Source organism: Acidisarcina sp., assembly GCA_035539175.1.
Taxonomy (GTDB): domain Bacteria; phylum Acidobacteriota; class Terriglobia; order Terriglobales; family Acidobacteriaceae; genus JANXZS01.
In genome coordinates this window covers 58,854-84,064 of sequence record DATLIY010000010.1, presented here as the reverse complement: position 1 = coordinate 84,064, position 25,211 = coordinate 58,854, and the positions used below count along the sequence as shown (strand labels likewise).

18 protein-coding genes are annotated in these 25,211 nt (G+C 55.2%); 13 read left to right on the top strand and 5 right to left on the bottom strand.

All coding sequences use genetic code 11. From position 1 onward, the window contains the following. Positions 1-101 precede the first annotated feature (101 nt). A complete protein-coding gene (locus tag VM554_14145) occupies positions 102-1,694 on the top strand; it encodes a hypothetical protein (protein HVJ09516.1) in 1,593 nt (530 codons plus the stop codon). A 130-nt stretch (positions 1,695-1,824) separates the two neighbouring features. Here the strand turns inward: VM554_14145 and VM554_14140 are convergent, their stop codons facing one another. After that, positions 1,825-5,262: a TonB-dependent receptor gene (locus tag VM554_14140; GenBank protein ID HVJ09515.1), complete on the bottom strand. Its 3,438-nt coding sequence runs from the start codon at positions 5,260-5,262 to the stop codon at positions 1,825-1,827. Between the two features lie 67 nt (positions 5,263-5,329). Further along, the gene (locus VM554_14135) at positions 5,330-6,013 is read right to left on the bottom strand and encodes a sugar transferase (protein HVJ09514.1); all 684 of its coding nucleotides are present in this window, start codon (positions 6,011-6,013) and stop codon (positions 5,330-5,332) included. A 336-nt stretch (positions 6,014-6,349) separates the two neighbouring features. On the opposite strand from VM554_14135, the gene VM554_14130 reads away from it, so the two are divergent. The 9 genes from VM554_14130 (at position 6,350) to VM554_14090 (ending at position 17,181) form a co-directional block, all read left to right on the top strand. Continuing rightward, entirely contained in the window at positions 6,350-7,399 is a 1,050-nt protein-coding gene (locus VM554_14130; protein ID HVJ09513.1) for a hypothetical protein, read from the top strand. Positions 7,400-8,133: 734 nt separating this feature from the next. After that, complete coding sequence (locus VM554_14125) at positions 8,134-8,631, top strand: cytochrome c (GenBank protein ID HVJ09512.1); 498 nt, start codon at positions 8,134-8,136, stop codon at positions 8,629-8,631. Between the two features lie 85 nt (positions 8,632-8,716). After that, a complete protein-coding gene (locus VM554_14120; GenBank protein ID HVJ09511.1) occupies positions 8,717-9,703 on the top strand; it encodes a hypothetical protein in 987 nt (328 codons plus the stop codon). Positions 9,704-9,709: 6 nt separating this feature from the next. Further along, positions 9,710-11,035 (top strand): nucleotidyltransferase family protein, encoded by a 1,326-nt coding sequence (locus VM554_14115; GenBank protein HVJ09510.1) that lies wholly within the window; start codon positions 9,710-9,712, stop codon positions 11,033-11,035. Continuing rightward, complete coding sequence (locus VM554_14110) at positions 10,963-12,153, top strand: MFS transporter (GenBank protein HVJ09509.1); 1,191 nt, start codon at positions 10,963-10,965, stop codon at positions 12,151-12,153. Before VM554_14115 ends, VM554_14110 begins: the two co-directional genes overlap by 73 nt. Before the next feature lie 135 nt (positions 12,154-12,288). Next, positions 12,289-12,987, top strand: a complete 699-nt coding sequence (locus tag VM554_14105; protein HVJ09508.1) for a response regulator transcription factor — start codon at positions 12,289-12,291, stop codon at positions 12,985-12,987. A gap of 44 nt (positions 12,988-13,031) precedes the next feature. Then, positions 13,032-14,864, top strand: coding sequence for an ATP-binding protein (locus VM554_14100; GenBank protein ID HVJ09507.1), 1,833 nt, complete (start codon positions 13,032-13,034; stop codon positions 14,862-14,864). 54 nt (positions 14,865-14,918) lie between these two features. After that, entirely contained in the window at positions 14,919-16,442 is a 1,524-nt protein-coding gene (locus VM554_14095) for a hypothetical protein (GenBank protein HVJ09506.1), read from the top strand. A gap of 4 nt (positions 16,443-16,446) precedes the next feature. After that, complete coding sequence (locus VM554_14090; protein ID HVJ09505.1) at positions 16,447-17,181, top strand: hypothetical protein; 735 nt, start codon at positions 16,447-16,449, stop codon at positions 17,179-17,181. 68 nt (positions 17,182-17,249) lie between these two features. Here the strand turns inward: VM554_14090 and VM554_14085 are convergent, their stop codons facing one another. Next, positions 17,250-18,068 carry a VOC family protein gene (locus VM554_14085; protein ID HVJ09504.1) on the bottom strand — a complete coding sequence of 273 codons (819 nt, stop codon included), beginning with the start codon at positions 18,066-18,068 and terminating at the stop codon, positions 17,250-17,252. Between the two features lie 125 nt (positions 18,069-18,193). Here VM554_14085 and VM554_14080 point away from each other — a divergent pair, with 125 nt between their 5' ends. Both VM554_14080 and VM554_14075 read left to right on the top strand, forming a co-directional pair. Continuing rightward, positions 18,194-18,832 carry a TetR/AcrR family transcriptional regulator gene (locus VM554_14080; protein HVJ09503.1) on the top strand — a complete coding sequence of 213 codons (639 nt, stop codon included), beginning with the start codon at positions 18,194-18,196 and terminating at the stop codon, positions 18,830-18,832. A 40-nt stretch (positions 18,833-18,872) separates the two neighbouring features. Continuing rightward, a complete protein-coding gene (locus VM554_14075) occupies positions 18,873-20,345 on the top strand; it encodes a TrpB-like pyridoxal phosphate-dependent enzyme (GenBank protein HVJ09502.1) in 1,473 nt (490 codons plus the stop codon). 112 nt (positions 20,346-20,457) lie between these two features. Here VM554_14075 and VM554_14070 read toward each other — a convergent pair whose 3' ends face one another. After that, positions 20,458-21,513: a 3-deoxy-7-phosphoheptulonate synthase gene (locus VM554_14070; protein HVJ09501.1), complete on the bottom strand. Its 1,056-nt coding sequence runs from the start codon at positions 21,511-21,513 to the stop codon at positions 20,458-20,460. A gap of 343 nt (positions 21,514-21,856) precedes the next feature. Here VM554_14070 and VM554_14065 point away from each other — a divergent pair, with 343 nt between their 5' ends. After that, positions 21,857-22,921 (top strand): aldo/keto reductase, encoded by a 1,065-nt coding sequence (locus tag VM554_14065; GenBank protein HVJ09500.1) that lies wholly within the window; start codon positions 21,857-21,859, stop codon positions 22,919-22,921. Between the two features lie 127 nt (positions 22,922-23,048). On the opposite strand, the gene VM554_14060 is transcribed toward VM554_14065, so the two are convergent. Then, positions 23,049-25,073: a fused MFS/spermidine synthase gene (locus tag VM554_14060; protein ID HVJ09499.1), complete on the bottom strand. Its 2,025-nt coding sequence runs from the start codon at positions 25,071-25,073 to the stop codon at positions 23,049-23,051. Positions 25,074-25,211 lie beyond the last annotated feature (138 nt).

Here is a 25,211-nt window from a genome sequence, read left to right as displayed (position 1 = left end):
CTCCAAGATGCACGATGCAGTTATAGCGTGGGATCTATGCCATGCAGTAAGCTGCGACCGAACCATCAGAACCCCAGAAACAGTTTTGAAAGGAAAATAACATGATGAGGAAGAAAAACCTTGGGCTGCTGGCAAGTGCAGCCTTGGTGATGTTTGGAGCGGTGGCGTGTTTTGCGGCTCCTGCAGACGCGTCGGCTTCGCCCGTTACGCCCAAAACTATGCCGCGCGTTGGCACAATCGATCCGCGCTTCCAGTCGTACAACATCGAGATGGTCGAAGTTACCGGCGGGCGCTTCTGGCGGCCATATGCCAGCAAGGCAGAAGTGAAGCAGCCGGAGGCAAATCAGCCCTCCGGAATGGACCCGTCTCTCTTTGAATATCGTCAGCCGATCAATCTCTACAATGCCCGCCTGCGCAAACTGGCCGCAGCACTGGGACCTGTCTATGTGCGCGTCAGCGGCACCTGGGCAAACACTACCTTCTTTCAGAACTCGGATGATCCGGCGCCAAACACCCCGCCCGCGGGCTTCAAGAGCGTACTCACCCGGCAGCAGTGGAAGGGCGTAGTCGATTTTGCCAATGCTGTGAATGCGAAGATTGTCACCTCGGTTGCAGTCAGCCCGGGCACCCGCAACGCTGAAGGAGTGTGGACCCCGGACCAGGCGCAACAGATCTTTGCCTATACCAAGTCCATCGGCGGCAGCATTGCGGCAGCCGAATTCATGAACGAGCCGACCATGCCGGAGACGGGCGGGGCGCCGAAGGGGTATGACGCCGCAGCCTTTGGCCGCGATATCGTCGCATTTCGCGCCTTCGCAAAGCACGACGCTCCTGGCATGCTGGTACTTGGCCCCGGTGGAGTTGGCGAGGGGTCGGCGCTCGCGTCAATGGCAATCTTTACGGGTATCATGAAGACCGAAGATATTCTCTCGGTGACCGGCCCGGCATTCGATGGCTTTTCTTACCACACCTATGGCGGTGTTTCCGCCCGCTGTAAGTCAGTAGGACTAGCGGCAACAACTACTGCCGAAGCAGCGCTCTCCGATGAATGGCTCTCACGCGGAGAGAAAAGCGAACAGTTTTACGGCGCTCTCCGCGACCGCTTTGAGCCGGGAAAGCCCATGTGGAATACCGAGACTGCACAAACTGCCTGCGGTGGCGACCGCTGGGCCTCCACCTTCCTGGATAGCTTCCGCTACCTCAACCAGTTGGGCAGCCTGGCCAAACGCGGCGTCCAGGTCCACATGCACAACACGCTGGCCGCCAGCGACTACGGTCTGCTGGATGAGAAGACCTACGAGCCGCGCCCTAACTACTGGGCTGCTCTGCTGTGGAGCAAGTTCATGGGAACCACGGTACTCGATCCCGGAGCCTCTCCTGCGTCCAGCCTGCATCTCTACGCACAATGCCTGCCGAATCATCCCGGCGGCGTAACCCTTCTGGCCATCAATGCCAGCAAGGATGAAGCGCAGTCGCTTGGAATTGCAACAGCGGCTGAACGCTATACGCTCACTGCCAAGGACATGATGGATAAGCAGGTTGAATTGAATGGCCTTGAGCTGAAGCTGGGCGCAGACGATGCTTTGCCTGAACTGAAAGGTGAGGCACCACACTCGGGTAAGATCGTGTTCGCCCCTGCGAGCATTACCTTTCTCGCCCTGCCAGATGCGCACAACCCAAGCTGCCAGCAGTAACCTGCTAGGCAAGGTTAAGTAACCCAGAAAAGAAGACCGGGGAAAGCGGATACTTCCGCTTTCCATTTGCATAGAACAAGGCGGTGGGATGGCTGAACGCATTCCACCGCCTTGTTCTATGAGGTTAGAGTCAAAATGAATACTTCAATGCAAACTGGATAATTCGTGGGTTGTTCGTTGTGGAGGTGATTAGTCCGAAGGCGCCTCCTGAGGCGAGGTTGCTGATCGGGCCGCCAAAATTCGGCGTATTTGTAAGATTGAAGAATTCAGCGCGAAAATGCAGTGCACTCCAGTCTCTAATAGGGAATGTACGCTCCAATGCCAGATCGATATTTCTCTGAATCGGTGCTCTGAGGATTCCGACCCCGCAATTTCCGAATCCGGTGCCATCGCCGATGACGGGAGCTGAAGTAAACGCATCTGGATTCAAGTAACCATTAAGCCGCGTATATACCGATCCCTTAGTGGCTGGATTGAGCCCGGTGCATTCGGCACGCATGAAGCCGGCAAGATTCCCATACACACTCCCTGCATTCGTATCGATCACCGTGATGGGCGTTCCGGACTGAATTACAGCAATGGTTGACACCTGCCAGTGCGAGAGCGCGCCTCTCAATAGCAATGGGCCAGTGGAGAGGGAAGGAGGCGCGTAGAGAAGGCTGAGTACTGCACGTTGCGCTCGATCGAAGTCGCTAAGTCCTCGGGCCTGGCGCTGGTTTGTCTGGTCATTGGTCAGAAAGCCTAATTCGAAATTTGAGAGTCCTCCCGACCCGCTGAGGGTGTCGAGACTCTTGGACCATGTATAGCTCGCCAGAAACTGCAGGCCGTGTGAGAGACGCTTCGTCAGACTGGTCTGGAGCGAGTTGTAGTTTCCATCGAAGGTTGTCTGGCAGATGTAGGAGCCTGGCCCGATTCCACTAAACGGAAGTCGCTGAACAATATTCTCGTTCGTATTTGTAGTTTCTCCATTAATGGGTTTTTGCGTACTGGCAAGCAGCGCCTGATTAAACTCCAGGCACCCGGCTATATGAGTCGATTTTGAACCGACGTAGCCTATCTCCCACAGTGCGTCGCTCGTCAGTTCGAATTGAAGGTTCAGGTTGTACTGCTGCACGTATGGGTCCTTAAGTCGCGGGGAGATGGCGGCAAGGGACAATCCCCCGCCGGGCACTCTAGGAAGAAATATCGGGAAGCTTGCGCTTGAGGGGAGTGCAGGGTTGTATGGCTGTTGCAGGGTTGCGCTTCCATTTTGCACGCCCTGTAAAGACTGCTTGAAGGAGAATGGTGGCTGGCCGACTGTTTGCTCTGCCAGGTCTCCAGACATGCGGTCGTAGTAGATGCCATAGCCACCTCGCAGTACCAGCCTCGAATTGTTCCGTAAACGTGCAGCAAACCCGATGCGTGGCGATATATCGGTGTAGTCCGCTGCCCACATACCTGCGTGAGATGACTTGATGACGCCGGAAGGAAGAGGCCCATGATAATTGCCTGGTAGCACAAAACCGCTGAGCGTACCCTCTGGGGGCGCAGTTGGAGTGGCTATCGATGGATCGAATGTTGGCAAGCGGCCTTGTGTCTCAGATGGTGGCCCGAACACCTCATAGCGTATGCCAGCGTTGAGCGTAAACCAGGATTGCAGCTTGACGTCATCCTGAACAAATCCGGAAAAGTCGGTATAACGTTCGTCCTTGCGGAATATGCCGGACGATCCCGTAACGGAAAAAATATTACTGATTGTGCTGCCGTTCTGGCTCGCGCTTTCGCCAAGAAGAAAGTCAGGAAGACTCCGGATCTCGAGAAAGCCGTCGCTCACAAAGGGAACATTCACATCAACCTGATGGCGCTTCGCCTCCGCGCCGAGCCTTATGGTATGTCTTCCCCGGCTGAGTGATACATTATCCTGCCACACATATGTGTTTGTGTTCTGCCAGTAGAAGGGCTGCCCTGCAGTACCGATTGTGAAGAGCCCATCGATCGTAAGGCCTGGAGTCTCTGGCAAGCCGGAAGGAGTTGCCATTCCAACGTCAGATGCATTGATAGGCTGAGCAATTACCGCGTCGCCATCAAATCTCATGTAGCCGAACCGCATGACATTTACAAAGCTCGAGCTAAATACGTGCGTGTCCGAAAGAACAAACATGTGGTTCTGGTCCAGCTCATTTGTTCCCCAGCCAGGCACAGTAGCGCCAAAGGGTGAGAATGGCTCGCCAGTCGAAGCGCGTGAGTAAAAGAATCTCCCATCCAGTTGGTTCCTTGCCGATAGCGTCTGGTCTGCATTTAGAGTGAATTGGTCTTCGCGATAGTCTGCAGGTATCGAGTACGTGGATTCGCCGATCGGTAGTTGTTGTGGATCGTTCGGCAGATTTGTCTGCGGGTTGGGAATTGCAAATTTACCATCTTTGAATTTGAAGTTGAGAAAAGCTAGAGCAACTGGATTCATGTTGGAGCCATCGCAGGCGATCTGTTGACCGCCAGCAAAGGTCAAATAACCGGGGTTGCCAGGATTGTTCGCAGGACAAAATTTCGCACCGAGTCCAGATGCAGACCGATCCACGCCAATCTGGGGAAGAACTGCCGTAACAAGAGAGAGGCTGGAATCGCCGTTTCTCTGTATCGTTCCTTGATAGCCTGCGAAAAAGAACGCCTTGTTGCGGCGGATAGGACCGCCGACGGTAAATCCAAACTGGTTCTGCTTGACAACAGGACGAGGCTGACCGTTCCTCTTTGCGAAGAAGTCATTCGCATTCAATACATCATTGCGCAGAAATTCCCATAGGCTGCCGTGATATGTATCGGTGCCAGTTTTGCTGATGAAGTCCACATTAGCTCCGGTACCTCTTCCATATCCGGCATCATAGCCGCCCGTTTGCACCCTGAAATCTTCGACCGTGTCAGGGGCGGGTATGGCCGTCCCCACTTCGGATTGGTAGCCAGAAGCAGAGTTCTGCGACAGATTGTTCGCGTCTATTCCATTGAACTGAAAATTGTTGGCGGTAGTTTTTGCGCCATTCGCCGAAACATTCTGGTTATTCCTTCCCAATGCGGCCGCATTGGGAAGTTCAACAACAACACCGGGCGATAGAGCAAGAATTTGCGTGTAATTGCGATTGGCAAGCGGAAGAGCCTGGACAGTTCGATCGTCAACTGCGCTGCCCAAGGTGGAACTCTCTGTCTGCAGTAACTCCGGATTGGCTGTCACCTGCACTGTCTCGTCTGCTTTTCCGATCGTGAGCCTAAGCCCAATCGTTGTGCTTTCACCTGCCAATACACGTACCGAGTGGACCACCTTCCGCTCAAATCCAGGTGCTTCTGCTGACACGCGGTACACACCGGGAGGAAGCAGAGAAGCCCTAAACAGTCCTTCATTTGAAGTCACTACCGAGCGCAATGCCTGAGTCCCATCGTTGACGACCGATACTTGTGAGCTGGGGACTGCGCCATTGGAAGGATCGGTCACTGTGCCCACAATAGCGCCCGTTCCCGGACTCTGAGCGAACGAGGTGCAAATGGTTACTAGGCTGGCAGCAAGTATCCCAATACAAGAGCTCTTCGCCGAATCTGCAATCATCGTGATTCCGCCTTCCCAAACGGACAGAAGTTGCAACCGAGTATCTATGACTCGTTGGCTTGTTTTGTCATAGATATGTCATGGGATTGTCACTTGTATCGGCGATCTGTGCTCGCGCTGGCTCTTCCGATGCGAAGCCAATACAAGCGATGATGGTATGGATCATCAATGCAAGATCGCTGAAGAGCGTGGCATTTTCCATATACTCCCAATCAAGCCATGCCTTCAGCGGCTTTACCGTATTCTCATAGAACCCATCCAGCTCATGAGTAGGAATGAGCTGAAGCATCTCTTCCTCCCGGTGGAATGCCAGCGTTGCCGCGCCTGTAAGACCTGGGCGAAAAGGCATTTCCATGCCTACGTGATGCGGAAGCTTTGGACGAGGCCCTACCAGACTCATTTCACCCCTCAGCACGTTGTAGAACTGAGGCAGTTCATCCAACTTGTGCCGTCGGAGAAAGGCACCTAGCCTCGTAATGCGGGGATCGCCGCGAACAGTGATTGCAAGGTTGCCTTCCAGTGTCAGGCAGCTCTTCATCGTTCGAAACTTGAAGATGGTAAATAGCCTGCCATGCCTTCCGGCACGCTGTTGCGTAAATATAATGGAATCCTTCGTTGACAACTTCACCATTAGTGCCAGGAAAGGTATGAATGGAGCGAGTAGCAGGATGGCAACAAGTGACGCCATGACATCCAGAAATCGCTTCGCTCTTGAGATGCTCCAAGAGCCTTCCCGTGCAACAGTAGCCACCTTTGACTCCTTCGCTTCCAATGTCTCCGTAACAAATGAGCATCAGTATCGTTGACAAACGCCAAATGATTTGTCATTGAGTTGTCCTCTTTGTGTCATTTTGCCTTTTGCCTTGTCAGACCAGAGCCGATCACGATCTATCTCCGTACTGATTTCAAGTCTTCATATTTATTGCTAACCTGTACGGCTACTCATCTATTGCCGAATCGTGACAAAGCAATGACATCACAATGACAGATGCGAATTATGTTCTTCCTATACTCAGCTCTATTGCTTTGGAGATACCTAAAGCAATGAATCGGGCGCGCGCAGCCTCTTTAGGAATGCGGTATAGATATGTTGCACCAATTCCAACAGATCGCATTTTGTCTTGCGCTTGCTGCTGGAGCCTCTTTCACTCTATCTGCGCAGGAGATGGAGGACCATGCCGGACATGTGCCGCTGCTCTCCGGAGGAATGGGGTACGTCCACAGCGTTAATGGTGGAGTGACTTCGCTGGAGCCGCAGATCGATCCAGTCCTAGTTGTACCGTTCGGGCGACATGTGCTTCTTGAATCTCGCGTCGACTTCACTGGCTTCTTTCAACATCAGAACCGAACTTACGGCACATTTAAAGGGAAAGTCTTCAAGACTATAGAGTTCGCACAGTTCGACTGGCTAATGAATTCGTACGTAATTGTTACGGCTGGAAGATACCTTCTTCCCTTCGGGCTCTACAACGAGCGGTTACAACCGATCTGGATCAAAGACCTTCAGGATGCTCCAATCACTGCGACCATTGGTACACGTCCGACTGGAGCAGGAGATGGCCTCATGCTGCGCGGAGTGGCTGTGCAGATGCCATCCTACACCGTCCAATACACTGCCTATTTTTCTGCGCCTAGCAACATTGAGCAGTTAGTTTCCGGGCGTGCTGCCGGCGGAGATGGAAGCCTCTATTGGCCAAAGCCGCGTGTTGAAGCGGGTGTTTCCTATCAACGCGTCCTTCAGAACCATCAGATCAACAGCGTCGCCACGTATGTCTCCTGGCAGCCCAAGGCTATACATCTCGACTTGAAGGCAGAGTACGACTATAGCTACAACGGGAATGGATACTGGCTGGAGACCTCTTATCTTTTCGAGGGGCCTACGATACCGTCCTTTTTGCGGCACATTCAAGTGGTAGGGCGCATGCAGCAGGTTGTGCCGTTGCATGGTGGTGGCAACAGCCTGCCACGTACCAACACGCAACGCACCGATGTTGGTATCAACTACTACCTGCGCGACGACATCCGGATAGTCTCGAGCTACGGAAGAAGCTTTAGCGTGAGCCGAAATATAAATGTCTGGAACGTTGGACTAACCTACCGATTCAGTCTTCCACTCTGGCGGGAGGGGGAAAGATGAAATCCTGTCTCGCATGCATTGGTTCCCTGATTCTTCTCTGCGTAGTGGCTATGGCAGGTGGCTCGTCGAAGATTGGTGAATCACCGCGCCAGTCCGTCAAAGAAAAGCCATCCTCAACGCGAACTAACCCGTCGAATACAGGCGAACAGGTCTTTATCGCGAACTGCGGACGCTGTCACGCGCTCCCGATGAGCCTTGCACCGCGGGTCACTGGAACGGTGATTATGCACATGCGGGTTCGGGCACGCTTATCCCGCGAGGACGAGCAACTTCTTCTCCGGTACCTAGCACCATAACAACACTCTTGTTCCATAAGAGAGAACATTTATATGAGCGGGATATGTGAGATATAGAGGACTCCATAACACTATGAATTGTTCCTGGTTAATTCTTACGCTGAGCCTTTCAGGTGTTCTTGTCCATTTGCAAACATCGTCGGAGGTTCATGAAACAAGTCGCAGGATAGAGGTCCATGCACATCGTTTCGCCTTTGTGCCTGCGGAGATCACAGTAAAGAATGGAGAAACTGTCACGCTGGAGCTTATATCGGACGACGTCTCTCACAGCCTAACGATTAGAGAACTGGGCATCAATCAGACCATATCTAAGGGGCGCACATCCGAAGTGACATTTACTCCAGCCACTACGGGAGATTATCGCGGACAGTGTGGAAGGTTTTGCGGAAGCGGTCACGGATCGATGCTCTTTACTATCCACGTGAAGTAGGCAAAGGAATGCGACGACGTACTTTTAAACTCATCGCCATCAATATTATTTGTCTTACCCTGGGGGGCTGCCGTGTTTCAACGCCCGGAAAGCGTGAAATTCAGTTGATGCAGTGGATAAAACATCACCTGACCGTTGGCAACAGGCAAGTGAGAAACCCGATGAAGGATGATGCCGAATCACTGGAGATGGGCAAGCATGCGTTTGGGTTCTACTGCGTGGTATGTCATGGGGCGGATGGCCAGAATACAGGTGTTCCCTTCGCGGCAAGAATGTCTCCCCCAGTTCCTTCTCTAGCATCGCAGGAGGTTCAGAGCTACAGTGACGGCCAGTTGAAATGGGTTATCGAGAATGGAGTTTCGCCTTCTGGCATGCCGGCTTCGCGCGGAATTCTGAGTGATGAAGATATGTGGGCAATCGTACTTTATTTGCGGCATTTACCACCATCGGGTTCTCTGGGAGAGCCACGAATCTATACAGGCAACGACGACAGCACAGATAGATAAGAGCTTTTCCGAGAGAGATGAAGTCGCCGGGATTGAGGCAGGAACAGATGAAGGCGAGGGCTACATGCTCAATGCAAATGGAAAGATGGCAGAAGGCATCGTGACTAGAACTGACAGTGACCCGCTGTTAGCGAATGCGGCTCTGCCGCTGCGGATTCTATATTTCCCCCTCGGTTTTCCGATCGAAGTTGCCACTAATTCACCTGCGGTCATAGAGGCAGCCAGAGAAAGCTGGAGACGTTTTCAGTTCAAGTTTGCGCTGCCACCCCTTGTGCTCCAGATTGGAGTAACCGAGGACTCAGGCGATCATGAAATACCTCCGGCTCCGCTCTGCAGACTTCAGTGGAACCTGCTCTTGAATATCGCAGACAGTCGTAACTTCGTAGTGTGCAATCTCAAGGAAGGTCGTTCTTTTGGTTGGGTTACGAGATCAACCGCGTACTCGACTTTGTACTTGAGATATCACATGCTGGAGGCTGCAGGGTACTCGATGATTGCTTCTCTGCGTGCTGCCCCGCTCCATGCTGCGTGCGTGAGCTTGGAGGGCCGGGGGGTGCTGCTATGCGGTGACTCGGGCGCCGGAAAATCTTCTCTGGCATTCGCGTGTGTTCGTGCAGGATGGACATATACATCGGATGATGCAACTTATGTTCCTTTAAACCGTGATGATCGTATAGTCGTCGGGAATTCACATCAGATTCGTTTCCGAGTTACCGCTGCTGAACTCTTCCCGGAAATAGAAGGACGAACCGTTACTCCCCGTGCGGTCGGCAAGCCCTCCATCGAGGTTCCTATGGTCGAGCTTCCTGCGTTGGCTACGGCCGATTCCGCGTCAGTCGAGTACATCGTCTTCCTCAACCGGCGCGATGTGGGAAGCCCGAAACTCCTTCCTCTAGCCAAGGAGCGGCTGTTGCAGCGATTCATCCATGATCTGATCAAAACAGTCGATTCCTATTCTGCGCAGGAGGCTGCAATTCGGCGGGTGCTCGAGGCAGAGACGTTCGAGCTGCGCTACAAGGATTTGGATTGGGCCGTAGAGCGGCTTGAACTACTCGCAAACTCTGGGCGGTGAACCTCGATGAACACACAAAATATCTGCAACAGAATTCCGGTTTCGCGAGTCCAACCCGAGTTTATTGCTCTGATGGCTGCACTCCAGCTCAAAGGTGCAAGTACAACGGCACTGCAGGAGTTGACTGCGAATCAGTGGAGCCAACTGCTTGAAGTCGCAGATCTAGCACATCTAACCTTATTTCTTTCTGAAGTGCGAAGTGACGGCTTCCCGCAATGGGTAGCAGAACGGCTAAAGAGAAATGTGGCCGACAACGAAGCGCGGTTTGAACGTGTCAAGAGAACTTACGAAGAGGCTGCAGCAGCACTGGAGAGAGCACATATCGAATTTATGGTGCTCAAGGGATTCACTCAATCTCCAGATTATGTAAAGAATCCTCGCCTCCGAACTCAATCTGATCTTGATTTGTTTTGCCCATTGGAAGGGTTGGAACGCGCAAAGACTGCGCTGGAAGGCATCGGCTATGAAGCGGAGAGGTCCATGGAATATAGTCGCGCCGATCATCTCCCTGCGATGATTCGCCGTGGGTCTTGGGCGTGGCGAGGAAATCCGTTCGACCCGGATATGCCGCTTTCCATCGAGCTTCACTTTTGTCTATGGAATGAACCTATCTTGATGTTACCGGTTGCGGACGTTGAACTATTGTGGAATCGACGAGTAAGCAGGACATTGGAGGAGATCAAGTTTCCGGCGCTAAACAGAATCGATCACCTCGGCTATCTTGCTCTTCACATTCTGCGCAATATATTGGCAGGGGACTGGGTTGTTCACCACGTCTATGAATTGTCGCGGTTCCTTCATGAACACGCGAACGATGATGGCTTTTGGGACGAGTGGACGGCTACACACTCCAATTACCAGCGTTCACTTGAGGCCATTGCTTTTGCGCACGCGAAGGCATGGTTCCGCTGTGATGTTCATCAGAGTGTAGATGCAGAAATCCTCCAACTCTCTCCGGGCGTGGCGCAATGGCTGCGCTTGTTCTCCGGGTCTTCTCTTGAAGGGATGTTCCGACTGAACAGAGATTGGGTTTTGCTGCATGCGGCATTGCTGTCAACTGCAAAGGAAAAGCGAGCCGTTCTATTCCGGGCTATTGTCCCAAAGAAGATTCCCAGCAGAAGTTCGCCTGCAATTGGGTTAAGGCATAGGCGCACCAGAAAAATAAGCACGCGTCCTAATATTCAGTACATTTCCTATCTGGTATCCCGTACCGTGACGCAAGCATATCTGGTACCTGCAATGCTTTTTCACGGCTTCGAATGGTGGCTGTTGCAACGGCAACTTGGCAAGCGGTTCTGGACCTTTCTCGGAGCATCTTTTTTTTTGACCTAGGCCTGTCCATCTACTTCTTTCTGTTCAACCTGTTTCTCATGAGTCATGGCTATTCAGAGATGCGACTTGGTTTCTTAACGAGTGCAATGGCGGCGGGAAATTTAGCCGGTGCGATCCCGGCGGGTAGGTTGATTCAAAGATGTGGGCTTCGGCTTACTCTGCTTTCCTGTATCTTGCTTGCGGTTTCTATATTCTCCAGTCGCGCACTGTGGCTTGAATTCGAGGGGCAGCTTGTTCTCGCTTTTGTATCTGGAGTTGCGCTTTCTATCTGGGCGATTTGCATTGCTCCCGCTGTTGCGCAATTAACAGATGAGAGGCAGCGTCCATTTGCATTCAGCCTCTTTTTTTCTCTGGGGATCGGTGTTGGAGCGATGGCGGGGCTAGCGGGAGGCAGGCTGCCTGGAATATTTACTGGTTTTCCCGTCATATCTCGTGCCGTCGAGCCGGAGCGGATAGTCTTACTTTTCTCGTGCGGCATCGCAGCGCTGAGCTTGATACCTGCGGCGCAGCTTAAGTTTCCTCGTCCCAGTATTCCTGCCCAGAACAGACCCTTCTTTTCTCCTTTTCTCGCTCGGTTCCTGCCTGCGATTGCTGTATGGAGTCTGGTGACGGGTTCGTTTAGTCCCTTTGCGAATGTCTACTTTGCTCACCACTTGCATCTTCCCCTTCCTCAGGTTGGGACGATCTTTTCAGTTTCCCAATTGCTGCAGGTAGTGGCGGTCTTTAGCGCTCCACTTGTATTTCGGCGGTGGGGCCTGGTGCGCGGTATTGTGTACACGCAGTGCGCGACGGCTCTCTGTCTAGCCTTACTTGCTTTGACCCACACTCCGTTGCAAGCCATGGTCGTCTATGTTGGCTTCACCGCGTTTCAGTGGATGAATGAGCCGGGAACATATAGCTTGCTTATGAATCAAGTGGATGCGGATCAGCGCGGGTGGGCGGCGGCGTCCAACAGTCTGGTTATCTCTGCAATGCAGATGGTCGCGGCAGCCTGCGCGGGGCTGGGTTTCGCCAAATATGGATACCCTATATCATTGCGCGGTATAGCAGCCATCGCGGGGATTGCTGCTATTTTGTTCTGGGTTCTGCTTGTCCCAAAGCGAAAGGAGTCCCCCTGACTGGATGTAGCAAAAGAATCCTTGTCCCCGGTCTGTCGTCAAATGTCATCAGATTGTCATTTCCGTGCGCCCGGCTATTCATCCGGCGGGATAGGGTTGAGAATTATCACGAGCATGGAGGAGTCGCGCGAGTTGATGACTGATTCCAATCAGAGCACCGGCACGATCCTCGTGATTGAGGACGACCCGAGGATGCAAAAGGTCTTGAAGCGCCTTTTTGCCGCTGAGGGGTACGCGGTGGAGGAGGCGATGGATGGCGTGCGGGGAATCGACGTGTTTCGCGCGGCTACTCACTCCGCTGTGGTTTTGGACCTGATGTTGCCCGGGGTTCCCGGTCGCGAGGTGTGCAAACGCATCAAAGCCGCATCGCCGAATACGCCAGTGATCGTGGTAAGTGCGGTGGCCGAGGTTGCGGATAAGGTTCTACTGCTCGAACTGGGCGCTGATGATTATGTGACTAAGCCATTCAGTCCACGTGAGTTGCTTGCGCGACTTCAGGCCGCTGTCAGAAGAACCAGAAAGCCCGCGCGTGCCGCCGCCCTAACGTTTGGGAACTGCGAAATTGATTTTCTTCGAATGTCGGTTCGCAAATCGGGCCAGTACGTGGCGCTCACAGCGCATGAATTTAAGCTTCTTAAATTTTTTCTCGAGAATCCTGAACGTGTGATAGGTCGCGAAGAGCTGTTGAACGATGTGTGGGGATATAACTTCTATCCCACGACACGCACCGTGGACAACCAGATCCTTAAGTTGCGGCAAAAGCTCGAAATCGACCCGGCGAATCCTCTACACTTCATTACGGTTCACGGCGCCGGTTACAAATTCGTTCCCTGAGGAATTCCCGGCGTGGCAAAACTCCTCGCACTTAGGCGGGTTCCATGTCCCCAATAAGAATGCGGGTCATGCTGCTGGTGCCACTGTTGCTTGTCTCAGTTGGCCTGACGACTGCGAGCCTGCTCGTCGTGCGCTCGCGAATAGAGCGGCAAATGTCGGAAACACTCGCCTCCGATGTGACTCATTCCGTCGCTACCTTTCAGAATCTACAGCATCAGCGCCAGGAGATGCTGGCGCGCGAAGGTGCACTGCTCGCTGACCTGCCCAGCCTGAAGGCACTTATGACGACGCACGACCGCCGCACGATCGAAGACGGCGGACAAGAATTTTTCAAGGTGAGCGGCGCAGATCTCTTTGCCTTGACTACTTCTGAGGGAAAGGTACTTGCGCTCTATGAGGGTTCTGGCGGTCTGGAAAATGCAAACAGGTATTCTCCGGAAGATCTTGTTCGCTCGCGACGCACTGCACTGGAAAGCTCGCTACAGCTCGAAAACAACCCCCGCTTCGTGGTGATGGATGGAAGGCTCTTCGAGTTCACATTCAAACCACTGTACTTCGGCAATCGTGCCAACGGCCAGATTCTGGGCTATGTGATCATTGGATATTCCGTAGACCAGAGTCTGGCGCATGAAGTAAGCGAGGCTGCCGCGGCAGAAGCTACATTTCTGGCGCACGGCATCGTCGTTGCCAGTACGCTGGACTCAACGCAGGAAATACGGCTGTCAGCAACGTCACAGGAGCTACTACGGAGCCCAATGCGGGTGGTTGAGCTGTGGCTGGGCCCGGAGCATTTCAGTGCGGTGGCTGTCCAACTCGCTCCGGGCAACAGCGACGATATTCAACTAGTCGTGCTCAAATCGTTCCGGCAGCAGGATGAGCTTTCTCGCCGGCTCAACCATCTCTTTCTCGGGCTTGGAGCGGCGGCTTTGCTGGTTGGCGTCCTTCTTTCGTTATCCATCACGCGGACCGTAACGCGGCCGATCGAAGCGCTTGTCTCCGGCGTAAGGGCATTGGGTACAGGCGACTATAACTATCGCCTCCCACAGACCGGGGCACGTGAGGTTCACGAACTCAGCTCTGCCTTTGGGCGTATGCGTGATGAAATTCGCAGAACGCAACAAAAACTCATCGAGTCAGAACGGCTGGCAACTATTGGGCGGATGGCTAGCTCGGTTTCCCATGATCTCCGCCACTATCTCGCCGCTGTTTACGCCAATGCGGAGTTTCTAGCCTCGGCGGTCGACGAGGAGGAAAAGACGGAACTGTTTGGCGAGATCAGGCTTGCCGTCAACGGCATGACCGATCTGATTGAATCCCTGCTGATGTTTAGTCGCACCGGGAACGCGCTTCAGCTGACACAAGAGTCGGTACTCCTACTGGTGGAGAAAGCCGTGGCACTGGTGGGGACGCATCCCGAAGCGGCAACTGTCAGGATCAATGTTGAGGCAAAGAACGGCGACTCCTTCGATGCCTGGGTAGACGCGAAGAAGATGCAGCGTGCGATCTTCAACCTGGTTCTGAATGCGTGCCAGGCTGCGAATCGTGGCGGCCTTCCGCAAGGAGTCGTCACCATCACACTCGGTCAAGCAGGGGAGCAGCTATACATCCGCGTGGCCGACAATGGAAGCGGCGTTGCAATGGCAATTCGTGGTAATTTGTTTGAACCTTTTGTGAGCGAAGGCAAGGAAAATGGCGTTGGACTGGGTCTTACGCTTGCCCACAGAGTCGCGGAAGAACACGGTGGGGCAGTCGCTCTCGTAAAGAGCGATCCTGGTGAGACAGTCTTTCTGCTTTCGCTCAACAAGCGCGCTCCAGGTATTCCACAATCCAGCGTGTCATCCAGAGTTGCAAGCTCTGCGGGTGCTAGCAAGGGATGATCCTTTTTATTTATTGAAGGCCTGCATATCGGACCTTACGAAAGGGGGACGAATATGTTCACAGCGTTTTCGACAGGCGCCTGCCGCCGGCTCCCGCAGTTGGGTGTCCTCTTCGTTCTGTCATCGTTGCAACTTGCTGCTCAGATAGGAACGTTGAACGAGACGAACAGGAACGCGCAGATCGAACAGCGAATCGATGCGCTGATGGACGTCCTCAACGCAACCCGTCTGGAGTTGCAGGAGTCACGCGCGGAGATACGCGCCTTGCATCAAGAGCTACAGGCGATGAAGCGAAGCGAGTCTACCTCGGGAGTCGAGGCTGACGTTGGCTCGGGCCGGCCAGCGAACGAACTTGCAGATGCCGTCGCCAATCTCAAGGAGAATCAAGAAGTGGTGCAGGCCGAAGTTGCTCAGCATGAACAGAGCAAGGTTGAGGCACAATCGAAATATCCTATAAAAATCACCGGGCTTGTGCTTTTCCACTCATTTGTAAATAAGGGCGCGGTGGACAACGTTGATGTGCCAGTAATCGCGTTGCATAAGACGCCTGAGGTTGCTCATGGCAGTACAGGCGCCACCCTGCGACAAACCGTTCTAGGCTTCGATGCCAAAGGACCTGTTGTCTTCGGGGCCGAGAGCCACGCCGACGTGCGCGTTGACTTCTTTGGCAACCAGCAAGGATCTGGCTATTTGCCCAACGAGGGCAGGCTGCGCTTGCGCACGGCTCACGCCGAACTGGATTGGCGCAAAACACACTTGGTTGCGATGCTTGACAAGCCGCTTATCTCACCATTTTCGCCGACCTCCATGGCAGTAGTTGGCGTATCACCCCTGGCCGGGTCCGGGAACCTCTGGACTTGGCTCCCGCAACTCAAGTTGTCACAGGATATGAGTTGGGGAGAGCGGCACTTTGGCATCGAAGCAGGAGTTATGAACGTGGCCGACCCAGCTGACATCTATAACCCTTCGGCTAAGAGCGTGAGCGCGGCACAGCGGAGCCTCTACCCAGGATCGGAACTGTTGCTGTCTTACACCGGTAAGCCATTCGGCCGATCCGCTATCTTTGGTGTTGGCGGATATTGGGGCCCCCACGACTATGGCTACCGTCAAAGTACCAATGCCTGGGCGGTTACTACGGACTGGAGGCTGGCGTTACCCGCACGGCTGGAGTTGTCGGGTGAGTTCTATCGCGGTCGCGCACTAGGAGGACTAGGAGGAGGCGCCTACAAAGACGTGGTGTTGGTAAAGACGCTTTCAGACCCGTATGCACAGATCGATGGGTTGAACGCAATCGGCGGATGGAGCCAGATAAAATACCGCATGTCCGACAAGATTGAATGGAACACTGCCTACGGACAAGACGGTGGTTATGCAAGTCAGCTACGCTCTGCACAACTTGATTCTACGAATCCAAATGCCGCACTCGCACGCAATCAGACGGCCTTCGGAAACATAATTTATCGGCCAAGCAACTACCTGATATTTTCATTTGAATTTCGCAACATAAGAACCTGGCCGATAAGTGGGAGCTACTTTACCGCTCAGTCTTATGTTCTTAGTACGGGTTACGAGTTCTAAGACTATGACAACGGCAACCAGGATGGGAGGTTTCGCTAAAGTACTCGTGCTGCTGCTATGCAGCGGGAGCATTCACGCACAAAATTTCGATGTTGCTGCGCAGGTGCGGTTGCTTCCTACAAATGCTGACCCGGCTGCTCACGCTTCCCATAGAATGCCAAGGAAACTTCTTTCGACGGTTATATGGCTGATGCCTCTCGATCCTGCATCTATTCCCGCACCCCACGTCTCTTCCTTTACGCTGGCGCAGAAGAACAAGCAGTTCACGCCTCACCTGTTGGTTATTCCGGTGGGTAGCACCGTGCAGTTTCCGAATCAGGATCCGTTCTATCACAACGTCTTTTCTCTGTTTAACGGGCGGCGCTTCGACCTCGGATTGTATGAGGCGGGCAGCACGCGTTCTGTGCGTTTCAGCCGCGAGGGCGTCTCCTATATTTTCTGCAATATCCATCCGGAGATGAGTGCGGTTGTGCTTACCCTTGCCACCTCATACTTTGCAGTGGTCGACGAGCATGACAGAGCTGTAATTCATGCCGTTCCTGCCGGGCAATATCGATTGCGTGTTTGGTCGGAAGGGGCGGAGTTCGCACGCCTTGATGCCCTAACTCGTGTGGTTCAAATCTCCGGCAATAATACAAACCTCGGTCTCATCGAGATTCCGCAAACGAGCGATCTAATGACACACCACAAGAATAAGTTTGGTGAGGATTACGACCACAACGCCGCGCCAGTCTATTAAATCTGGCCGGCATTGCTGCGATGGCTGCGTACACTCGAGGGTGTGCGCAGCCACCACCGCGAATAGTTTTACTTTTTCCTTGGTCCAAGAATAGAGAACATCGCGCTTTGCGGATCCTGGCCGAGGACGATCCACATCCCACCAGGCACCTCATGCGGGCCCATGAAAATCTGACCATTCTTTTCACGAATCCGCGTCGCCGCAGCATCGATGTCGTCGACGTTGAAGTAGTAGAGCCAGAAAGGCATCGGTGACTTGGTCCGATCACGCGTCATCATGGCCCCAACAGGATTTCCACCATTCTTGAAGATCCTGTAGACGCCCATTGGACCCATGTCCATGGTGCTGTCTTCCGTCCAGCCAAAGAGTCCGGAGTAGAAAGACCATGCTGATGGTCCATCGTTCGCGGAGAGTTCATTCCAGCCGACGGTGCCAGGCGAACCGGCAGGTGGACGTGGCGGTTCGCAATTCAGCGAGCCCTTAAATAATAGGAAGACTGCGCCTTGTGGGTCTTCTACCGAAGCGAAGCGGCCAACTCCGGGAATGTCCTGCGGTGCACAATGGAGCTTGCCACCAGCCTTTTCCAGCCGGCTGGCGTAGGCATCCACATCATCGACACCGATGAAGCCGACCCATGCGGGCCTCATGCCACCGGCGAGCATCTCAGGGGTGAGTTGCATCAGGCCGGCAACGCTTAGATCTCCAACCGAAAATAGTTTGTACGGTATACCGCCAGGATCGCCGGAGCCCTTTGCCTGCCAGCCGATAACATGGCTATAAAACGCCTCGGCCGCTTTGGAGTCAGTGGTTCTGAGTTCGTACCAGACGAAATCGCCATTCTTCAGATTCGTCGATTTGGTCACTTCCTGCTGCGTTGCTGTGCTCATCGCCGTCCTCCCCTCTTCGTTTTGACCATGGGCTCGCCGCCCTGGCCCCAATGCACATTTGCCGTTCTTGTGTACACTGTCCACAACAGGCTATCAAGGGAAATGTACACTGTCCACAAGGGCCCATGAATTCTCAGAAAAAGATAGTCCGCAAGACCTTTCGCCATGGTGATCTCAGGAGAGCACTGCTTGACGCAGGCATCGAGCTGGCGCGCCACGGCGGGCCAGATGCGGTTGTACTGCGGGAGGCGACCCGCCGCGCAGGTGTCGCTCCGAATGCCGCCTATCGGCACTTCGCCAGCCACAGTGATCTTTTATATGCAGTAAGGGCCCATGCCTTGTCAGAGCTGGCTCTTGCCATCGAGAGCGAGATCGTTGGAATACGGCGCACCAGGAATCCAGAGGACCTGGCGCGAGCTACTCTGCGCGCCGTAGGAACTGGCTACCTCAAATTTGCTCTTGCTGAAAGCGGCCTCTTCCGCACCGCATTCTCGGTTCCTGACAAGGTGGAGGAGGACCGTGACGTCACGAAGACCGGCAGGCGCGGCCTCAATCCATTCCAACTGCTTACGTCCGCACTGGACATGATGGTGAAGACAGGCGTTCTTCCAAAGCAGCGCCGGCCGGGAGCAGAGTATCTCGCATGGTCCGCTGTCCATGGCCTGGCCTTTCTTATTATTGAGGGCCCCCTGAGCGGAGCGTCCGACAAGAAGGTTCAGGCACTCTCGGAACGCCTCCTGCAGATGGTGGAAAGGGGTCTGTGACCAGGATTGGGATCTAGAACAGATATCGTAACAATGTAAGTTGCTAATCGGCTATGGATGGGGGACCTATACCTGGCTTACGGCTGCGCAGTTGGGCAAGCTCAACGTTGCTGCGCAAGGCAGCGCCGCCAGCCACGCTGCTAGAATGTTGCCCATGGACTCGATACAGTACAACCTGCCGCAGAGCCGCATTCCTCAAGCCTGGTACAACATCGTCGCAGATCTTCCAAAGCCTATGGCACCAGTCCTGCATCCGGGAACAATGAAACCCATTGGACCGGACGACCTGGCTCCGCTGTTTCCGATGAGCCTGATCCTTCAGGAGGTCAGCACAGAGCGCGAGATCGAGATCCCCGAAGAAGTGCGGCAATTGTACGCGCAGTGGCGTCCCGCACCGCTGTTTCGCGCCCGCCGTCTGGAGAAGGCTCTGGATACACCGGCTCGGATTTATTACAAGTACGAGGGGGTGAGCCCGGCAGGTTCTCATAAGCTAAACTCCGCTGTCGCACAGGCGTACTACAACAAAAAGGACGGAACGAAGCGTCTTTCCACGGAGACCGGTGCGGGACAGTGGGGCTCTTCGCTGGCAATGGCCTGCGCCTTCTTCGGCCTGGAGTGCAAGGTTTATATGGTGCGCGTCAGCTATGACCAGAAGCCCTATCGCCGCGCTCTAATGGAAGTTTACGGGGCGTCCGTGACTGCCAGTCCGAGCATGGAAACGGAGTCAGGCCGCGCCATCCTGGCGCAGAATCCAGAGTCCACTGGTTCGCTGGGCATGGCAATCTCAGAAGCCGTCGAAGTGGCTGCCAAGGACCCAAATACCAAATATGCGCTTGGCAGCGTGCTGAACCACGTATTGCTCCACCAGACCGTGATCGGGCTGGAATCGATTGAGCAGATGGCCCTGGCCGGCGATGAGCCCGACGTTATTGTGGGTTGCACCGGCGGCGGATCCAACTTCGCGGGGCTGGTGATGCCGTACCTCGGCCGCAAGCTCAAGGGACAAGGCCATGCGCGAGTTGTTGCCGTAGAACCGGCAGCTTGTCCGAGCTTGACGAAGGGCCGATTCACGTATGACTTTGGAGACACCGGGCATCTGACTCCGCTCGTTAAAATGCACACGCTGGGGAGCACGTTTGTTCCTCCGGGCATTCATGCAGGCGGCCTGCGTTACCACGGCATGGCTCCGTTGGTGTCGCATGTTATGGATCTTGGTTTGATAGAGGCTACGTCCGTGCAGCAACTGGACGCGTTCGCCGCCGGGATTCAGTTTGCCCGTGCAGAAGGGATCGTCCCGGCGCCGGAAGCAAACCATGCGATTGCAGGGGCTATCGCCGAAGCGCTGCGCGCCAAAGAAGAAGGCAAGGAGCGAACGATTCTCTTCGGCCTCAGCGGACATGGCCACTTCGACATGCAGTCATACATCGACTACCAGGCGGAGAAGTTAAGCAACTACGACTATCCGGAAGAGGAGATCGCCATGGCGCTGGCAGGGCTGCCCTCTGTTGGGTAAGCTGCCATGGGGTCCCTCTGATCCTCAGATTATTCAGGTTATTAGAATCAAAAGGACCTTGCTGCTCTCTACCGAGGGTAGCAAGGTCCTTTTGCGTTCGCTCGCAAGAGAGCTATCCGCGGGCCGATTTCACCGCATTGGCCAGGGTCTGGAGCGCAGCCTGCGTCTCGTCCCATCCAATGCATGCGTCGGTGATGCTCTGTCCATACACGAGGGGCTGGCCAGGAACGAGCTTCTGTGCTCCGGCAACCAGGTTGCTTTCGATCATGACGCCAATGATGCGGCGATCGCCGGCGGCCACCTGTGCTGCTACATCGCTGCAGACGGCGCTCTGACGCGTGTGATCCTTGCGGCTGTTGGCATGGCTGCAGTCGATCATAAGCCTCGCCGGAAGGCCCGCCTTCTCCATCTGCGCGGAGATCTGGTTCACCGACTCGGCGTCGTAGTTCACCAGCTTGCGGCCGCCGCGAAGGATGATGTGGCAGTCCGGGTTGCCGCTGGTGACGAAGATGGCGGATTGACCAGTGTGGCTATGTCCAAGAAAGGTGTGCGGGTTGCGCGCGGAGAGGATTGCATCGATCGCGATTTGCACATCTCCGGAGGTGCCGTTCTTGAAGCCTACAGGGCAGGAGAGGCCGGAGACCAGCTCGCGGTGAATCTGGCTCTCGGTCGTCCGCGCTCCAATAGCTCCCCAACTGACGAGGCTGGCCATGTATTGCGGCGAGATCATGTCGAGGAACTCGGTTCCCGCAGGGACGCCCATCTCCGCCAGATCGAGAAGCAAGTGGCGGGCGAGACGAAGCCCGTCGTTGATGCGATAGGAGTGATCGAGATAAGGGTCGTTGATCAGGCCCTTCCAGCCGATGGTGGTACGCGGCTTCTCAAAATAGACCCGCATGACGATGCAGAGTTCGCGGGAAAACTCCGCCATGGCTTTTTTCAGCAGCGTAGCGTATTCGCGAGCAGCCTTGGTGTCGTGGATGGAGCAAGGGCCTACGATCGCCAGCAGCCGCGGGTCAGCACCGCTGAGGATGTTGCGAATTGCCTCGCGCGCCTCAAAGACGGTGGAGGACGCCGTTTCGGTGATGGGGAGTTCTTCTTCAAGAAAGATCGGGGGAAGGACGACTTTGGTCCACTTTATGCGAAGGTCATCCGTGGGATAAAGCATAGGCCTCGTCCGATGGGGTCAACGAGTCCGCAGACTTCGGTGAACGAACCATCCAGTTTCCTTTTTCATTTCGGTGAGCGTAATTGCTCTGCACGCTCTGCTTTTACAGTATCAGTTTGCGGCTTGTAAGTGGCAGAGTGAGGGGCGGCAGCGGTATTTCTCCAAATGCTGCAGTGCTTTAGCCAGCTTGCCAGGGCTGCCAATCCGCACCGGCGGACAATCCGGATTTGCGGCTTAGGATGGTGGGCATGATTGTACGCGGGGACCTTCGCCTTCTCTGCGACCTATTATTCTCGCTGGCATCAGATGAAAGAAACGCGTAACCCGCGATAAGGAGCAGGAGATGGAATACCGCCAACTTGGCCACTCTGGTCTTAAAGTCCCCGTACTATGCTTCGGCACCGGTACCTTCGGTGGAGGGAATGAGTTCTTCAAGTCGTGGGGTGATACCGACGTCAACGAGGCTCGCAAGCTCATCGATATCTGCATGGAGGCCGGGGTCCACTTCTTCGACACCGCCGACGTGTACTCCGACGGACTCTCGGAAGAGGTTCTGGGCCAGGCGATACGGCACCTTCCTCGGGAGAGCGTCCTGATCTCCACCAAGTCGACATTCCGCTTTACGTATGGCGTGCCTACGGTCAACGGCCAGCCAGACCCGAACGCTGTAGGCTCCTCCCGTTATCACATCACGCGTCAGGTAGAGGGATCTCTCAAGCGCCTGGGCACGGATTACATCGACGTCTACCACATGCATGGATTCGATGCGACCACACCTGTGGATGAAACGCTCTACACCCTCGACAATCTGGTACGAGAGGGCAAGGTGCGCTATATCGCGGCCTCCAACTTCTCTGGCTGGCACCTGCAAAAATCCATTGAGATGAGCCGCCGGTATGGCTGGTCTCGCTACGTGGCGCACCAGGTCTACTACTCGCTCATTGGACGCGATTACGAGTGGGAACTGATGCCGCAGGCATTGGAAGAAAAGATTGGCGCGCTCGTCTGGAGCCCGCTGGGATGGGGCCGTCTGACGGGCAAGATTCGCCGGGGACAGCCTTTACCCGCAGTCAGCCGTCTCCATGCAACGGGCGACGCGGGACCGGTCGTCAGCGATGAGTTTCTCTATTCGGTGGTCGATGCGCTCGACAAGGTCGCCGCCGAAACGGGCAAGACGGTACCCCAGGTCGCGCTCAACTGGCTGGTCCAGCGGCCGACCGTCTCCAGCGTCATCATCGGCGCACGGAACGAAGAGCAGCTCCGTGCCAATCTGGGCGCTGTTGGCTGGAGCCTGACGGCGGCACAGGTGGAGACGCTCGATCGCGCCAGTCAGACACGGGCACCCTATCCTTATTGGCACCAGCATCAGTTCACCGAGCGCAACCCGGTGCCGGTCGTGAGGTACTAACTCGTGCAGTAGTGGCAGAATTTACGGAGAGTGCGCGGGGATGCTTTGTAGTATGTTGTGTCCCAGGTTTGTCCCGCGCACTCTCTCTTCTGCCCAACTCAGGGGATACGAATCGTTCCGGTATTCCTCACCAGTGAAGGACAGGCAGCAGGCTGGAGTAGTCATCGGTCCAGAGGCGGACCTTCGGATTCTTTGCCGTTGGCCGCGTGCGTCCGGCTAGCTGCGGCTGCTGGAAGAACGCGGAATTCCGGGTCACCAGTACCCATGTTGCGCTGAACTCACCCCGCGGCTCATTCGGAGCGCTCGAGATCGTTCTCGCCTCCATGCCGGCAGCCTGGGCAAGCTCGCCGACTTCAGGCTGCAGATCCACGTGCTGATTCGAGACATGGAAGGCGAGGATGCCTCCAGGAGCCAAGTGCCTCTGATACAAGCTGACGGCTTCTGTCGTCAGCAGATGCAGCGGGATGGCATCCCCGGAAAATGCGTCGATCACGAGAACATCATAGTTTTGTGGCGCTTCCCGCGTGAGGGAGGAGCGAGCATCTCCCTCGGCAAAACTGATCTCGGCGGATGAGTCACGAAGGTAGGTGAACAGGTTCTGCGCGATGGGGAGCACGGCGGGATTGATCTCGTAGAAGCGGATTCGATCTCCCGCCTTGCCATAGGCTGCGAGCGTTCCCGCACCCAGGCCCACGACACCGATGTTGCGCGCCCGGCCAGCGCAGCACAGGCGCAGCGCGAGGCCGACGCCGGAGTCTTCCGCGTAATAGGTCGTCGGAGTCTTCATCGACTCCGGCGAAAGGATCTGCGTGCCGTGCTGGATGTTTCCATTCGTGAGTGTGCGCAAGGTCGCTTCGGGGACGCGATACGTGTCCTTTACCCGGAGACTGCCATAGAAGTTCCGGGCCGCCATTACCGTATCCCGCTGGTATGTGGAGTGGAGCATCAAGACGAGGTATAGCAGGAGGCCGCTCCCCGTCGCCCACAGAACGCGCTGCATCGAGCCCTTGGGCCAGGTAACGGCGAACGCGAGCAGCGCTGTTGCAAGAAACGACAGCGCCAGATCGTAGTTGAAGGAAAAGAGCAGCGGAGACACGATTCCGATAAGGAAGGCTCCCAGCGCGCCCCCGGCAGCAAACATCAGGTAAAAGAGGGTGGACTCCGATGGCCGCTTTGGGCGCAGTGCGTAGGCCTCGGAGTGACAGAACAGGCAAGCGACAAACACTTCGATCAAAAAGAACAGGATGCCGATCTTCATCGGGAGAGTTACATCCACCTTGGAGAGCATGTAGCCGAGACTGGCCAGCATGACGACCAGCAAGCGCGTAACGATCCATCGGGGAAAGAAGCGGGGAAATTCGAAGGCGAGGATGATCGTCACCAGATACACCGCAAGCGGCAGGATCCAAAGCAGAGGGATGGCCGCAATATTTGCGGTGAGATAGCTGGTGACGGCGCTGAGCTGCATGGCCGCGCCCATCGGCAGGAGCAGCCAGAGCAGCTTGTGGCTGAGGGGCGCCGGGGGAATCTCGCTCTCCTGCACCACTTCTGTTGCGAACGAGGTTTGGGTTGCCGATTGCGTCTTCCACGCCAGAACTCCGGATATGAGGGCAAACACTGCAAAACCGCAGCACCAGATCAGTCTCTGCGCTCGAAGAGTGAAATAGGGCTCGACCAGCGTGGGATAGAGGCCGAGCGCAAGCAACGACGCCAGGTTTGAGAGCGCAAACAGGCGATACGGGATGCCGCTGGTGTGGAGGCGGGCCAGCCATCTCTGCAGCAGTGGGCTGGTTGCGCCAAGCATGAGAAAGGGAAGACCGATGGACGCAGTCAGGGTTGCCAGAATCGCCGTCGCCGGATGCCCCGACGTGTGGCTCAGGTGGATCCTGTTCGTGGACCAGGCGATTGCAGACACGGTGGCGAACAGAAGCAATCCGTAGTGGAAGCCCCACCGCGAGCGATGTGCCAGCCAGTGAGCATACAAATACGCCGCAAGCAGTGCGGTCTGGAAAAAGACGAGACAGGTGATCCAGACGGCAGCGGACCCACCAAAAACAGGCAGGAGTTGCCGGGCTGCAATCGGCTCAATAAGGAACAGTAAAAAGGACGCAAGAAAGACAGTGCAGCCAAAAAGAAACCGCGAATAGGGCATTCCCAACCTCAAGCATTCTTACCATAATGCTCGAGGCCTGACGGCACGGATTGCAGAACTGGGCACGCATGAGGCTCGTTTCCCCGCGCGAAGGGTGCGATTCTCCGGCCGCTTCCCCAGACGCCCCTGCGCGATCAG